This is a genomic window from Leptospira sanjuanensis (assembly GCF_022267375.1).
Lineage (GTDB): Bacteria > Spirochaetota > Leptospiria > Leptospirales > Leptospiraceae > Leptospira > Leptospira sanjuanensis.
Genome location: NZ_JAIZBH010000002.1, coordinates 273514 through 288504, shown reverse-complemented (window position 1 = coordinate 288504; position 14991 = coordinate 273514). Strand labels below are relative to the sequence as shown.

The 14991-nt window shown below is 45.6% G+C and carries 16 protein-coding genes; 10 read left to right on the top strand and 6 right to left on the bottom strand.

The genetic code is table 11. From position 1 onward, the window contains the following. The 5 genes from LFX17_RS19335 to LFX17_RS19315 all read left to right on the top strand — a co-directional run bounded on the left by LFX17_RS19335 (nt 1) and on the right by LFX17_RS19315 (nt 3820). The gene (locus LFX17_RS19335; RefSeq protein ID WP_238748763.1) at nt 1–552 is read left to right on the top strand and encodes an LIC_10705 family lipoprotein; all 552 of its coding nucleotides are present in this window, start codon (nt 1–3) and stop codon (nt 550–552) included. Between the two features lie 11 nt (nt 553–563). Next, nucleotides 564–1979, top strand: coding sequence for an LIC10707 family hydrolase (locus tag LFX17_RS19330; RefSeq protein WP_406600720.1), 1416 nt, complete (start codon nt 564–566; stop codon nt 1977–1979). A gap of 32 nt (nt 1980–2011) precedes the next feature. After that, the gene (locus LFX17_RS19325; RefSeq protein ID WP_238748762.1) at nt 2012–2695 is read left to right on the top strand and encodes an LA_1694 family PerA/PerB upregulated protein; all 684 of its coding nucleotides are present in this window, start codon (nt 2012–2014) and stop codon (nt 2693–2695) included. Next, nucleotides 2695–3330 carry a hypothetical protein gene (locus LFX17_RS19320; RefSeq protein WP_238748602.1) on the top strand — a complete coding sequence of 212 codons (636 nt, stop codon included), beginning with the start codon at nt 2695–2697 and terminating at the stop codon, nt 3328–3330. Before LFX17_RS19325 ends, LFX17_RS19320 begins: the two co-directional genes overlap by 1 nt. 223 nt (nt 3331–3553) lie before the next feature. Continuing rightward, nucleotides 3554–3820: a hypothetical protein gene (locus tag LFX17_RS19315; protein ID WP_238731823.1), complete on the top strand. Its 267-nt coding sequence runs from the start codon at nt 3554–3556 to the stop codon at nt 3818–3820. Nucleotides 3821–3822: 2 nt separating this feature from the next. On the opposite strand, the gene LFX17_RS19310 is transcribed toward LFX17_RS19315, so the two are convergent. Then, nucleotides 3823–4917 (bottom strand): helix-turn-helix transcriptional regulator, encoded by a 1095-nt coding sequence (locus tag LFX17_RS19310; protein WP_238748600.1) that lies wholly within the window; start codon nt 4915–4917, stop codon nt 3823–3825. 415 nt (nt 4918–5332) lie between these two features. Here LFX17_RS19310 and rpmG point away from each other — a divergent pair, with 415 nt between their 5' ends. The 3 genes from rpmG (at nt 5333) to LFX17_RS19295 (ending at nt 8193) form a co-directional block, all read left to right on the top strand. After that, nucleotides 5333–5497 carry a 50S ribosomal protein L33 gene (gene rpmG / locus LFX17_RS19305; protein WP_002998847.1) on the top strand — a complete coding sequence of 55 codons (165 nt, stop codon included), beginning with the start codon at nt 5333–5335 and terminating at the stop codon, nt 5495–5497. A gap of 17 nt (nt 5498–5514) precedes the next feature. Continuing rightward, complete coding sequence (locus LFX17_RS19300; protein ID WP_238731821.1) at nt 5515–5970, top strand: TraR/DksA family transcriptional regulator; 456 nt, start codon at nt 5515–5517, stop codon at nt 5968–5970. A gap of 159 nt (nt 5971–6129) precedes the next feature. Next, nucleotides 6130–8193, top strand: coding sequence for a hypothetical protein (locus LFX17_RS19295; protein WP_238748598.1), 2064 nt, complete (start codon nt 6130–6132; stop codon nt 8191–8193). Here the strand turns inward: LFX17_RS19295 and LFX17_RS19290 are convergent. The 3 genes from LFX17_RS19290 to LFX17_RS19280 form a co-directional block, all read right to left on the bottom strand. Beyond that, nucleotides 8176–9564: a PrsW family glutamic-type intramembrane protease gene (locus LFX17_RS19290; protein ID WP_238748590.1), complete on the bottom strand. Its 1389-nt coding sequence runs from the start codon at nt 9562–9564 to the stop codon at nt 8176–8178. The two genes, LFX17_RS19295 and LFX17_RS19290, sit on opposite strands and share 18 nt — an antisense overlap. 43 nt (nt 9565–9607) lie before the next feature. Then, nucleotides 9608–11503, bottom strand: a complete 1896-nt coding sequence (locus tag LFX17_RS19285; protein WP_238748560.1) for an LruC domain-containing protein — start codon at nt 11501–11503, stop codon at nt 9608–9610. 148 nt (nt 11504–11651) lie between these two features. After that, complete coding sequence (locus LFX17_RS19280; protein WP_238731817.1) at nt 11652–12392, bottom strand: ubiquinone/menaquinone biosynthesis methyltransferase; 741 nt, start codon at nt 12390–12392, stop codon at nt 11652–11654. 237 nt (nt 12393–12629) lie between these two features. Here LFX17_RS19280 and LFX17_RS19275 point away from each other — a divergent pair, with 237 nt between their 5' ends. Both LFX17_RS19275 and LFX17_RS19270 read left to right on the top strand, forming a co-directional pair. Further along, on the top strand, nt 12630–13163 hold the full coding sequence (locus LFX17_RS19275; RefSeq protein WP_238731816.1) for a MotA/TolQ/ExbB proton channel family protein: 534 nt from the start codon (nt 12630–12632) through the stop codon (nt 13161–13163). Next, on the top strand, nt 13160–13573 hold the full coding sequence (locus LFX17_RS19270; RefSeq protein ID WP_238731815.1) for an ExbD/TolR family protein: 414 nt from the start codon (nt 13160–13162) through the stop codon (nt 13571–13573). Before LFX17_RS19275 ends, LFX17_RS19270 begins: the two co-directional genes overlap by 4 nt. Here the strand turns inward: LFX17_RS19270 and LFX17_RS19265 are convergent, their stop codons facing one another. Further along, a complete protein-coding gene (locus tag LFX17_RS19265) occupies nt 13574–13918 on the bottom strand; it encodes a nucleotide pyrophosphohydrolase (protein WP_238731814.1) in 345 nt (114 codons plus the stop codon). Beyond that, entirely contained in the window at nt 13915–14982 is a 1068-nt protein-coding gene (locus tag LFX17_RS19260; protein WP_238748539.1) for a DUF1574 domain-containing protein, read from the bottom strand. Before LFX17_RS19260 ends, LFX17_RS19265 begins: the two co-directional genes overlap by 4 nt. Between the last annotated feature and the right edge of the window lie 9 nt (nt 14983–14991).

Sequence of the window (14991 nt, the reverse complement as noted above, 5' to 3'; positions counted from 1 at the left end):
ATGTTGAAACGAATCTTTATTTTAATCATCGCGTGCATGTTAAGCGCTCACTGTGATAATCTAAAACAGGAAGACTTCGATCGAGGTACAACCGCAGGCATCGATAATAATTTCTTACTTACGTATGGGTTTTTCTTTATCGCTCCGAATTTAGATTTCAATCAATTCTGTCCTCCCACAGATCAGATTCCGATCTTGGAACCCGGAACATACACAAGGTTTATGCAGGCGGGGGATACGTATATCTTTGACAATAGGGCGAGATTGAATGCAGTCTATATAGGGCGTCCTGCCGAATACTTTACTTTTACAATTCAAGAATCTTCAGGACAAAACATGAAATTAACAAGCCCATATTGCGGAAACAGTCCCGAAGAATACAAAGCCGATGATGACTCGGGATTATCTGGACAATTAGAAGTTTTAGATCTAAGGCTAACTATACCACCACTACCACAAAAACGCCTTGGTTTTTTCTCAAAAATAACGGCAATGAGCGGCTCAGGCAATATTACTTTCACTACACCAACAGCCCAGGATCCACCACAATAAGGAAATCAAAAATGAATATTCGAACAAACTGTATTTTAATGATATCTATTCTCTTTTTAAATTCATCTCTCTCCGCCGATAAAAATAGCTTTAGATATATTTTACCGGATCTGAATCATTCCTATGATTATCTTGTTAATCAAACGAACTGCAATACTCAATTCGATGATTCTAATCCTGAATCCTTTGAGCCGGACAAAACATTTCTCACATTGTATGGAGACAGTCTAGGAGATTTTGTAGACGAAGGAGCATACGGATATTTCGGTTGGGATAAATATCTGACTCTGATGAATTTCGGTGTTTCCTGGAATGTACAAAACTTAGCGATAGGCGGATATACTACAAAGAATGTATATGAATTTATTGCAGCTTGCGCGATCAAACCGGAACAACGTTTCAATTTCAAAACCGCACCCAACGTCGCCTTTGAAATCGGAGGAAACGATTTCTGGCATAACTCCATCATGCTCACCTTCATGCCTTGGAAGTTTAGCGCCGTAGTCGGCAGGGTTTCCTTCAATACCAAGTCGATTCTGTATCAACTCCGAAATCCAAGAAGAAACAAAAATGTCTTGGTAATGGGAAACTTTCCCAATCTTTCCTACAGTCCGACACTCGGAAATACGAACAATTACTTCACGCCGCTCGCAACCCATCCCGACGGAATGTTCACCTACAATATGAGTAAACTACACGAAGAACAAAAAAAGGCAATGTATGAAGAAGCCCAGGCAGCCGCGATCGCCGTGTTGCCGTTCGGTTGGTTGGGACTATTGTATATTCCGATCGATATGAATGAATTACACGGAGATTTCGTACAAGCAATCATCGGAATCAAACAGGCATACAACAACGCCTTGGCGACGGTTCAAATCCAAACCGGAATCGTAGAATTAGAAATGCTGCATATACAAATCAAAAACTCGGGCACCTCGCCCACGAGTCAGGACGAATGGTATTGGCTGTGGCTGCATACGATCAAAAACAACATCAGTATGGTCACAAGCCTGGGAATGTTCTTTTCACAGGGGCCGTTAGAACAAACCGCCGCGGAGGTGAACTCAAAATACGGAAATGTACATTTTTTACCCATGTATCATCTTTTTATTCGGCAAAGAGACTGTTTTGAATTCGGTCAGTGTTGGGTTGCCAATCCCTGGCTGTATCAGGATCAAGTCGGACATTTGAACTACATCGGATACACGGTTTGGGCGGGGGCATTAGCCTCCAAAGTGACTCAACTGGATTGGCACAATTCGTTGAGAAACGGACCGCCTCTCTTTAACGGAGCCGTATCCGTTCCCGGAAACGATACGGTGGTCACCCCTTTGCCGGAAGAGCAAACCCCTCAACCCGTAGAAGTCCAACCGGAACCGATCGACATTCTTCTTTTGATTTGTCTCTTTACCGGAAAGTGCTGGTGACGTTTCGTAAGTTCGTGCTCGTTGCGCTCGGGATGATCGGGGCTTTCCTATCTCATTGTATTCAGGAAAACGCATCCAATCCCAGCCTCCAACTCGCCTTGATCGAAAGACAGTTGCATGTAGTGCCCAAGCCGGAAGTTCCGGACGTGAAAGCATGTCTAGTCAATACGCAAGTCGCAGGAAGAAAGATCACGACCTGTTACGAATTGGAAAAGGAAAGATGCAATCTCGATTTTTTCAATAATATCAAAACACAGACAACGCTTCAAAATAGAAGGGACGATCTTACGTTCATCAGTATCAACTTCTCCAATTGCGCGGCGGGAACTGCGCCCTTATTCTTAAAGTATTCCAACCTTCAACCGCCGGTTTCGATGCTCTGGAAAGACGCGTTCGGATTCGACGGAGCCAACACCGAATCTCAGTTTCAATTCACCAATCAGAAAACGTGCAATGGACTCGGACTCGAATCCGGTCCTTTTGTTTCGGGGAGTTTTTCACGTCTGTTAAACGGAAACGAGCTGTCCCAACTCAACGGCTTGGAAGCCGAACTAGCGTTGATACCTCAAACAACCGCAACCTGCATGAACGACTTAAACTTCAGTGCGGAACTGATCAACCTAACGCAGAATATAAAAAACGGGACCTTCCAAAAAGGAATCACCTGCTCCTATCAAACCGGCTCCGGGTATCCGATTTGTCCTTGGAGCATCTAATGTATTCTAAAATACTAATTCGATTTTTTCTCGTCTGTTTTTCGTTCGGTTGTTCTTCAAACAAGATCGAAGAACCCGTCGCCGAAAACTACGTTCCTTATTTATTTTTGACGACTGCAAGCCTGCCTTGTCCTCCGAGAGAATACGCAAATCCTTGGAGTTTTTCCGACTCGAGCGGGGATGTCAAAGCCGGCTTTTTAAATGTGTCAACGGATGGAATAGGGCATCTCGATTTGATTTCGGGAAACATACAGGACAATGCAACTCACGTTCAATTCACCTTAACACTCGGCAATATACCGGAATCGATCGGAGTCAATACGAACGGGAACGTTTCCGAACCCGAGTTCGAATGGACATATCGGTTTCAAGCGGAGAATTCTTTTAAGATCGGAATCGTACACATTCCGAACGGAAGTCCCCAAAACATTCCCTTCCGAAACTTGAACGTTTTCGTCTGGCGAAATCTTGAGTTTATGGGAGGATGCGGAAATCTGAATGTACAGGGAAATACCGCGGGATGGGTTTGTGAAAAAAATACGATCCCAAGTTTAAACGAATTGTCTAAAACAAAAACAATTTCGGTCGAAGTTACAAGTAAAAACAACGGTATTCGCTACTCCGATTGCAATTGACCTCCCTCCTTCCATTCCGTTTTTCGTATCGATCATTCTCTTTTCGTTCCTAAAGAATATTATTTTCTCACGCGAAAAAGAACCCGCATCCTCCGTTATAAATCCTATAAACCAAAAAACATGACAAATGTAACGAACCGAAATTTGAAACCGTGACAGCTGGGCGTTGAACGAAGTTCCTCCGGGAGTTACAATCGATTCAAAAAGAGATGGTTAGAATCAAATGTTTCAAACGAATCGAATCGCGGCCTTGCTTTTGTTCGTCGGATTGAGCGCAAACGCTGACGACTTGAAAGCGAAAGAAAACGGAACCGCGGTCGTGACCGCGTATAAAACGATAATGGACGGCTCCGCAAAAAAATCCGTCTGTATGAACGAAGCAATGATCCGAATCATACAACTCAACGAGAATGCGCGTGAATCAAAACCGGACTCTCTGAAAAAGAACTGCGTTTTTTGTCATACCGATTCGGCAAAGGCTTCGTTTTAAAACTAAGTCGTAATTCGATCTTCCTTCCGTTTGGAAAGAAGAATTGTCAATCTCTGCAATTGATCTTTAGCGGTGGATTTGGATTCGGGCAGTACCTTCGCATAAATGTTCTTCAGATGATTTCTCAACGTTCCGTTGGAAACGTTCAAGATCAGCTGAATAAAGGTTCTGCTGTGTCCCGCCTCCAGCAATTCGCAAATTCGGATCTCTTGTTTGGAAAGTCCGAATCCCTCCAAATTGAATTCCTGCCTAGGAAGAATGGAATCCGTTCTAAAAGAATGAAACAAAAGAAAGGAAATAAAGGAACAGGCGCAAAAAGCCGCAATTGCAGTCACGTATAACTCGTGATAGGCGATAGACCTCAAGACAGGCCAAAACAACATTCCTATCGTGACTCCCACCGCGATCGAAATCAGAATGTTAGCCAGGATACGCCAGAAACCGAAACCTGCCGCATTGTACCGATTCAAATAAACGGCAAGAGTTACGGAAAGCGCGGCGTCCGCAACGGGATGGAGCGGAGGCAAGTTGACACCGTGCATGGGAAAAAAATTCGCAAAGAGAGCGAACCACCACAAGAGAAAGACGCCGACAAAAAAGTTCCGCTCAAAGAATACGTTCCATTGAACCGGTCGAACAAAAAGATAAATACAGACGCTAAGAGATAGAAGATGAATTCCGGCCCCCAAAGCCGCGCCGAACGGCGAGATCATCGGCGATAAACCGAAGGATAACATTCTAAACTCGACGATAAATAAGCGAGGCATCGAAGAACAAAGAAAATCGACGACTACTGCGGCGATCAAAACGATCCAAGTATAGACATTTAGAATTTTCCTGCCTGTGGAAAAACTGGCCATCCCGACAAGTATGGGCGAAAGTAAAAAGAAGGAATGACATTGAAAAATCCACCAAGCCAAGGACGTCTCTTCGTTCGTAGAAAGGCACATGGCGGCAGTGCTAAAATTTTGAAATCCGATCGCCAGATAAAACGCCGTCATCAATTTATGAAAGGGATGGTCCCTCCGTACGTTTTCGATTAAACAACTTACGTTGGCGATTGCCGCCATGATCGGTACTACGAAAAAAATTTCCAAGATTGTATCTGTTCTGAAACGGTAAAATGGGAAAAGGAAATCGAACCGTTCTAGTTAGTAATAACTCAAATGGACGAAGTTTGGGCCAGATTTTATTTCATTTTTCACGGGGATTTTCAATGAAGCGATCTCCCCCGTACAAGGACGGTTTCCGTCAAAGCCGCGGCCCAAAGTAATGGAATCCGATATTCCGATTGCCGTTCAAATATCCCCAAATTCCAAAAACCCTTTCTTTTTCGAGAATTTTCCCTAATCCTCCTTGATTTTTCAGCCCTCTCCCATTTTCTAGCAGAATACAACCTCCAGTACGGCCGTTTTTGGGGTTTTCTTTCCAAATTTTCAAACAAATTGGACTGAAAGTGCGGGTTATCCCGTCTACTGATGAGGAATTTATTGAAATCGAGACAGTAGCGCCATGAGAGAAATTATCAAGCTCGTTTGTCAGGAACCAGGCTGTTCGAAAGGAAGAAGTACCTACCTTCTTACTAAGAATAAGAAAGCCAAAACTGAAAAATTGGTTACTAAAAAGTTCTGCAAATTTTGCAGAAAACACACCGAATACAAGGAAACTAAGGTCTAAGATTTCCAGGTAACAGGATGACTGCAAAAAAACCGGCACCGGCATACGACAAAAAAGCTCTTCAAGAAATTTCAGAGCTCCTCCTCGAGAGAAAAAACGCTCTCTTGGAAAAGTATGCCCATTGGGAAGACAACAGCAGACCGTCCGGCCTGAAAGAAATGGGCGATATCGCCGATATCGCCTCGGAAATCAACGAAGAGACCTTAAGTTCGGTTCTTTCCGAAGCGGAAATCGAAACGATCCGCGAAATTGATGTTGCTTTAGAAAAAATCGAAGACGGCACCTACGGAATCTGCGAAGGAACCGGTAAAAAAATTCCGATCGCACGCCTGAAAGCGATCCCATGGACTCGCTACACCGTGGAATATGCGGAAACGCTTTCGAAAGGAAAGGGATTCTCGCGCAAAAGCAACGCTGGAAGTCTTACCGGCGCCTACAAAATCCCATCCGACATGGATTCGATGGACGACTGAGTTCGTTCTTCGATTCGATCTTTTAGTTTCAACCTCTCATTTTATCTTCCTTAAGGAATTGTTCACCTTCTTATAAGAAGAAGTTCAATTTTTCGAAAGACGGATTCAAACGCATTTTTCGATTGAAATCTGAATCTTTTTACAAAATCGTCTTTATTCGTGCCCGGATTATTCAATAAGCTCAGACCCCTTCGAACTCCCACGTTTTTCGGGCTCATTCTTTGCGCCTTTGCCTCTTATCTTTTGTTCCGCAGTTTTCTTTTTGTAAGAGCGACAGAAGGAGCGGGCGTCGTCGCGATCGGAATGATCCAATTTTTATTCGGATTCATTCCCAATCTCTATCATCGCAAGCCGGGAAGAATGTTCACGATGGCCGGAGCCTTCGTGTTACCCGGAATTCTCTACGATTCGACGGTGATTTGGAGTTCTTTGAGCGGATTGTTTACCGGTGCGATCTTCGGAATTTTTCTAAGACAATATATTTCCACGTTTCACTCCCAAACGGTAAACGAAGAAGATCCGATCTTCCGTTTTTTTTACATCAACCGTCCTTATAAATCCGCTCTTCCGTTTTATCAGAATCCGAAAACGGGAATTCTTCTTTTCTTGGGCTTGCTTTTGTTAGAGCGCTTTTTCGTTTATTTCAACGCCCCCCCGTTCAAGGGTTTCGGAATTCTGGATACGGTTTATCTTCCCGGAATCAGTTCAAGATACGCGTTCGGACTCAGCTTGGATTTTATCGGTTCCTGGATGCTTGCGATCCTCTACTTTTTAGCGGAAGAAGCCTCCTCTCACGAAAGCGATTCTCCCGTTAAGTATTGGAGACAAGGTCTCTTTGCGGGAGTATTTTTGAATATTCTACTATTCTTAATTCAGGGTTTGACAAAACATTCCGTGATTCCGTTTACTCCGATGTGGAACGGCGAATACGCGGTCGCCGGTTTTCTGGTCGATACCGGTTCCTTGGGCTGGTTGTTTCCTCTTTTGATCGCGTATTTCTTCCATTATCTTCATTCGAAAGGCTGGAGAATTCCCACAAAGATCGTTTTGAGTCTGGGTTTGATTCTCCCGTACGCGATTTTAGGAACACACTTCAGCGCCGGTTCGTGGATTCTACTTTCCATTCTTTGCATATACTCGTATTCGATTTCTTACTTTCCAAAAATCCGGAACCGATGGTGGAAATGGTCTTACGTTCCCGTTTGTGTGATCGTTTTTATCGCGTTCGTTGTCTTGATCGTTTGGATGGGTTCCTTTCCGTGGGCCTACGAACCCTGGCAGGAATTCCATCAGGCTTGGGCCAAGGGTTACCGCGGACCGGCGGGTAGTCTGACTCGATTTTTAGAACTCTATTGGGGAGAAGGTTGGATCCAAACCAGATCCGCTTGGAACTGGGTCAAACAATCCGTTTGGATCGGAAACGGAGCAGGAAGTTTCGCATTGAACTGGATCGATTCAAGGTCCACAAACCCGGTTCCCGCGGGAGGAATCCGAGAACTCGGATTGAACTCTTTCGTCTTTTTGTTCCACGACGGAGGGATTCTTTTTTCCGTCGTATTCTTCGTTTGGGTCGGTTTGGAAATCGCGCTCCGCAATCACTGGAAAATCGTTCTTCTTCTTTTGCCGATCGTTTTCCTGTTTATGCCTTGGACGGGAACCGGCGGAGTCGCCGCATTCTTCGTTCTGTGGCTCATCACGTCCTCCAATCAACCGGCGAGGCAATTGCACAGAGCGATCGGGGGAGGGTTTAACCTTTTCGCGCTCCTTGCGGGAACTTTTGTGCTTTTTTACGCGTTAGTCGGAATCGCTCCGAATCTGCGCGGTCCCGAGTTCCGTTATTCGGAATTGAAATCCTATCAGTTGATGGCAAAGCGGGCCAACCTCGTTCAAAACGGAATTCGTTACCACGAGTTTTCCTCCGGAGCAACCTGGGTTTTGGCAAGCCGAGCACCGATCAACCTGCGCGCCTTCGTTCCCGCGGATAAAAAACTTTCCAAAGAAGACAAGGTTTACGTTCGTTGGGCGTTTCTCGGACCGGATTGGATCGAGATTCAATCCAAAACTCTTCCGTTGTTTTCAAGCGCGAGCGCGGTCGGACTCGCGGTTCCGGATCGGGCCAAGTATTTGAGAGCGGAAGTTCTTTCCGGTTCTTTTTTCGGAACCGGCGCGGAAGAGTTCGGGGTTTTTGCGGAAGACTTTGACGGTTTAAACAGAGTGCGCTGATCCCGGATGCGAGATCTGATGAATCAGATTTTGCAGTTGTTGTTTTGCTCGAACCGAAAATCTCCAGATCAATAATTTCCAAGGCGGTTTTACGAAGATAAAAACGGCCCCGGGTTCGAACTCGGGATCGTCTTCTCGCACGTTCAACCAAACCGGAATCGCAAGTATATTCAGAAATTCTTTTCCTGCGACGTAGAACGTCACGTAAACTCGATCTCCGATTTTCAAGGTCTTTTCGATCGGCGAATAAAATCCCTTCCCTGAAAGAGAATACGCCAAGGAATGATATTCCCGTTCTTCCTGAACGATGGATACGGCGATAAACAAAGGAATCCGCAATACTCTTTCCCGAAAAAATTTGGGATTGAGAATTCCTCGGAACAACGTCAACACACAAAGCCAAATCGGATATATCAAAAACAAACCGATGAATTCCGAAGTCCGAATTCCTCCGAGTAAAACGGGAATTCTTTCCGGAAACATTCGATAAATCGAATATAATGCGGCCGGCACTACGATTAAAAAAACCGAAACCGCGATTTTCCCGCGGGAAAGATTTCGGAAAAACGGAATCGGAACAACTTTCGAAATCTGGCTCTGACTCGATCGCATCCAGGAATCGTATCGGGTAAACTTGGAAACCACCGTATAATCGTCCCGAAACAAACCGATGGATTGAAGCACTTCGATCGGAATCATGTTCTGGGAAACCGTAAGAAGATATTCTAAAATCAAAAATCCGGCCGCGAGAATGAACGGCAACAAGGTCACGTAGTTTCCGTCTATGAGCAGAATGTAATTGAAGGTTCCGTGGAGCAGAAAACAGCCTGCGAACGCGTAAAACAAAATCAGAAAATTAAACGAAGAAGGACGGGAATGATAGTATTGCATCACCGCGTACCCGTAGATTCCCCCGGTAAACGTATGGATCGGAAGGGAGGTGACCGCGCGTAAGAACAAAGGCCAGAACTCTAGGATCGGGGCATAAAGAAGATTCTCCACAAGCCCGAAAGAAGCGCCTAACGTAAGTCCGAAATAAATCCCGTCCGAAGTGTTATACAAAGATTTCAATCCCTTAAAATACCAAAGGATCACGACGAGCTTCGGAACTTCTTCCAATAGGGAAGAACCTTGAAAGGCCCGGTCGAAATAGGAATTCTCATCCAAATGAGTTTGAATGAACAACTCGGGAAAAATCGCAAGTCCGACCGTTAGAACTCCGGAAAAGATCGCGGATAAATCGAAACTGACTCGGTTCGGATGATAGTAGGTATTGCGGTAGAAAAACCAATAAAATCCGGCGGCGGAAACCGCCGTGCCGAATTTTACAAGGGTGAGGAAGAATTCTTCGAATCCTAAGAAAAGGAACATACTCCTCTTTAATATCGGAATATGCCCCCTTTCATTTGATCGATCAGGCCCTGGAAAGCGTTCTTCTTTTCAAAAGATACGCCGCTGTGGCGCCCGCAGCCATCAGCAGAACCGCGACCAAAATCGCGTTCCTTTTCACGGACAGCAAAAGGAATCCCATCAGACCGGAATCGTCCGGAACCGGGAATACCTTCGCTTCGTTCGTGATATGTTTATACCACTCTTTGTAAGAGGTTCCGTTGGAAGCCACCCAAAGGTTGAATTCCTTGTAACCGGATTGGGATTCCTTGCGGATGTCCAAACCTTCATACGGATATTTCCAAACTCCCGGAACGAGGATCGCCCAAGGAAAGCGGTTGGAATCCAAATACTTGTCCGTTCCGTCCGCATTTTTATACAATCCCGGAAAGTGGATCTCTTTTCCTGTGTTCGTTACCTTGATGAAAATATCGTACGGATAGTTTCCGAGCTTGGTTTTTTTCACGGGAGAATCGAATTCGATTTCGATCGTTGCGATATGACCCGGTTTAAATACGCCTCCCGGATTCACGTTCGGATTGGAAGTGGTCTTGTTCGATTCTTCGTGAATCTGAAGTCCGGCCGTTAAGTCCGCTGCAGATACTGCTTTCGTGCTGGAAGCGGTGACTTCTTTTCCGTCTTCACGCACCACTTTTCTGGTAAATTTTGCGCCCGTGCCTGCGACGAGTTTGATAAAGAACGTGTGTTTGTATCCGGCTCCTCTTGCAACGTGCTGATACGTTCCTCTGAGTCGAATCACGTCGCCCGCTGCGTTCAAGTCTACTTCGTTGTGCATTTGGATCACGTAGTCGTTTAAGTCCGCGTCTCCCGCACTCGGATACAAGTCTTCAAACGCAACGGTACTCACACCTTCCGCAGGCGTGCGGATCATGGAAGCGCGAGTCGGGTCTTGAGGATACGCGTCCAAAGAATCGGGAATTCCGTCCTTGTCCGTATCGGCAGGCGGTGCGTTTACAACCGGAAGAAGAACTTCGTATTTGATCTCTCGGTTGATACCGATGACGTTGATGAGATTGATGATGTTGGAAATGGATTCTCCGTTTGCAGTGATCTCGAGAGTGATCTGACCTACGGAAGTCTCCACTGTGATCGTTCCGGAAACTTTTCCAGAGCTGTCGGAAATTCCTTGGAACAGGATATTTCCCATGTTGTCGGAAACGATTACGGTCGCGCCCGATACTGGCTTGGATTGTTTATCGGTTACGATCAGATTCAAAGGAATGGTCTGAACCGTGTTGTATGTAAACGGAGGAGTTCCTACTTGGTCGTTCACGGTAATCACACCGGTTACGTCCGGAGCGGAGGAACCGCCGGAAGAAGAGCCGTTGCCCGCATTCGGATCGGTTCCCGGTTGAGAAGAACCGTTGGAGCCGCTTCCCGAATTGGAAGAAGAACTTCCGTCGTTGGAAGAAGATCCGCCGGAAGCAACGTTGTCACCGGAATTAGAAGAACCGCCTGATGTGGAAGTACCGGAATCTCCCGAACTTCCCGAAGTAGAACCGCTTCCGGAAGAAGCAGAGGAATCTCCGCTGCCGGAACTTCCACCGCTTACCGCATCGCCATCGCCGGAGGATGAGCCGGTTCCGGATGAGGAACCACCGGATGCGGAAGAACCGCTGTCGGAACTATTCCCCGAAGAAACGGGGGACGGTGGAGTATTCGTCGCGTTGGTAGGATAAACTACCGTATTATTTCCCGTGGTATTGTCCACAATGACAACCGTTCCACCGTTGGAAGCGGACGCGGTTTCGGTGGCGACGCCCGATTGTCCGTTTGCAGGAGTAGAACTACTAGTATCCTGATTGAGCAAAGATAAAAACGGCCAAAGCGCGCCTTTTTTTTTGCCGTTACAACCGACTGCAATGCTTACCGCGAGCAGTATAAACAGAATCTTCTTCATGATCCCTATATCCTTTTTTTAGTTAGAATAAAAGACGAAGAGTACTACATATTAAATACTATTCGGGTTTGAAATTATAGGGGATTTTTCCGATTTCACCAATGACTTTTCCGATCGAAAAAGTCATTCTTCGCTAATTTATGTCTTTTTAATATGGCTTGCGCGCGATATGAAGGACCGCGTTCCCGAATACGAAATTGCGGTAACGCACTTCCTGAAACCCGGCTTTTTCCAGAATGGATTTGAGAGTTTCCTGATCGGGGTAAGAAAGAGAAGAAACAGGCAGATAATCGAACATCTCGTTTTTTCCACCCCAAAGAATATAACCCATAATCGGAACGATTCGGAAGAAGTAGAAGTCGGCCGCCCATCGAATCAAGGGATTTTTTACCTTTCCTACATCTAAGTTGAGGAACAAACCGCCCGGTTTTAACACGCGGAGAATTTCACCGATCGCTTTCGGGAGATGATCCACGTTCCGCAGACCGAATCCGATCGAAACCGCATCGAACCGAGCGTTCTTGAAATTCTTGAGCTGTGTCGCGTCACCGACTTCGAAACGAACGCGGCCTTGTTCGCTTTGTTTCTGCAAACGGGTCTTTGCGATTTCGAGCATGTTCTCCGAAAAATCCACACAAGTCACGTGATCGACGGAGGGAGAATTTTCCAATCGAACGCTGATATCCCCGGTTCCGCAACAGAGATCCATAACGTGAAGGTGGCCGGGAAGATTTTTTTCGATCTCGTTCACCAGACGATTTTTCCAAACTCGATGGAGAAGAAAGCTGTTCCAGTCGTTGAACCGATCGTATTTTTCGGCGATCTTGTTGAAATTCTCCCGAACAAAACCGGCCTTCCGATCGACTTGAGGCATTTGAAATTCGGACATAGGCTATTTGAAAGGATTTCAAAATGTTTCGCTCTGGCAAGGACACTTTTTATTCATAGTGAATAATTGAGTAAATTGTATTGATTCGGTCGAATCTTGAAATAGATCGTGGATCCCTGTTTTACGCGGACTCCGTTTCAACGAACGATTCCCGAATCCCATTTCAGTCGCGCTCAAGATTAGAATGACAAACGAACGTGAACGGATAATCTGCTCTTATCTTCGGAGGTTCTATTCGTGGAGACGTTGTTTGCAAAAGGAGGATGGGTATCGATTCTCATCCTGATCGTAAGCTTTATCAATCTCGGACTATTGATTCGAGTTAGAACCTTTCTTCCCATTCTCAAACGAAAACTTTTATTCCGTTTACAAGACAACGATCAGGACGGAAACAAAGACCGTCAAAACGCGGACTTAAACTTGATCCTCGAAGATCCGGACGAATTTTTTACGCGGGAATTTTTCGTTCCCGAATCGATGATCGCATGGATCCGCAACTTAGCGGGGATCGCGACCATGCTCGGTCTTCTCGGAACCGTGATCGGGATTTCTGTCGCGTTCGAAGAGATGAAAAACGCGGGAACCGTCAGCCTTGAAATTTTTTCCGAAGGAATCCGACTTGCGCTCAACACGACGATCGAAGGACTTTGTGTCGCAATTCCTTCCGTATTAGGGTTTCAATATCTCAAAACCATTCTCCATAAAACGGAGATCGAACTCAAATCCGCCGTGGACAACGGCGTCTCGAATTCGATTCGAAACAGCGAATGAAAAAACCGAACGCAAAACGAAGAAGCCTTCTGGAAGGAGAGGATTCTCCGCTCGACATGACGAGCATGTTGGACGTGGTTTTTATTCTTTTGATCTTTGCGATGGTCGCGATGAGCTTTCAAAAAGAAGTTCATTCTTTGCCGGTCGCTCTTCCGAAGGCGGAAACGAAGTCGGGCGCGGATGGAACCAAAAAAGAAGTATTCTTGTTAAAAGACGGAAAACTCAAATACGGCGTTGCAACTCTCGAAGAAGAGGATTGGAAACGAATCGTATCCAAGGGAGAATTTCAAAACGAAGTCGTTTGGATCTACGGGGATGAGGCCGTCGGTTACGGAAGATTCGTTTTCGTTCTAAACAGTTTAAAGAATTCTAATTTAAAAGAATTGCATTTAGCGGTCAAAAAGGAATAATCAGGACTGTAGTTTGGGATTTTCCTTGTGACGATCCTTGTCCCTTTCGGTGTTCTTTTTCAAAGTGGCGCGCAACGCGTCCTCGAGGGAAATTCCCATCTGATTGGCGAGACAGATTAAAACGAAGAGAATGTCGCCCATTTCTTTCGAGATACCGTTCGGATCTTCCCCTTTTTTAAAGGATTGATCTCCGTACGTTCTTGCCACGAGCCTGGAGAATTCTCCCACTTCTTCCATTAGGATCGCGAGATTGGTGAGTTCCGAAAAATATCGAACCCCGAAGTTTTTGATCCATTCGTCCACTATTGTCTGAGCCTGATTCAGGGAAAGATCGGACTCGTTCATCTTTGTGCATCCAATCGATCCACCAAAATCTCCGTCGGCTCGGGATAACATCCCCCGCTCAAATGATGCGGATCGATGTATTTCTGACAAGTAACCTGCGCGCGGAAGTCGTTCATATCCAGAGGGAATACATTCTTAAATTCTAATACTTCTTTGCGGATCGCCTCCCAAGCGGGATAAAATTCCGCCGACTTCACTCTGGTTTCAAGTCCGCTGTAAAGAAGAGGGGACCACAATACGACCTTGATTCCGTTTTTTTCCGCGGTCTTCAAGAATTGAAAGAGAAAGTTTTTTTGAACCGGAGAGATCGTAATATAACGATAGATGTCGTTGTAATACTTCGCGGATTCCTCTTCGAGTTTTTCGGGAGGAGTGTTCGTAAGAAGAACGTTCGGAATCCCTCCGTTGAACTTATCCGATTCCGTCATGAGCACGTTCCGAATCGCGAGCATCATTTCCTTGGAACTTGGATCCTTGATTCTTTGCATCGCTTCCTTAAAACGGGGAGGGAACACCGTCGTCCTAAAAACCCTGGATCGCAAAAACGTATCCCAATCGTTTGTCGAAAACTCGTCCGCGTGTCTTAAAAAATACGGAAGATCATACGAATAACGCAGCGGATAACGATTGCAGAAGTCCGTCATCGAATCGGGATAAAATTCCAAAATCGCGTAATCGGGTTTAATCCCCGCGGAAAGAATCTTTTCAAGATTGTAGTTGTGATACGAAAACGGAGCCGACGGCGCGGAAAAATTGTAAACGATCAAATCCTTTCTTTTTTTTCGGATCGTATCCAGGGAGAATTCTCCCATGTGGGACGTTCCGAAAAAGAGCATCGTTTTTTGGTCCGATGCTGCGGCCGACTTTTCCTTTACCAAAGCGGTAAGGACGCGGTCTTTCATTTCGTAAAAGTAATATTCGGCCCCCGCTTCGGTGTACGGGCGAATCCATTCGGAAGACAAAAGTCGATCCAAGGAAAACGCGAAAATAAAAAATGTTAGAGGAACCCAAAGGAGTTTTTTGCGGAATAAAGGAATCAAGTCGGTTTGTTTTCGATCGTTCATGATTCCTCC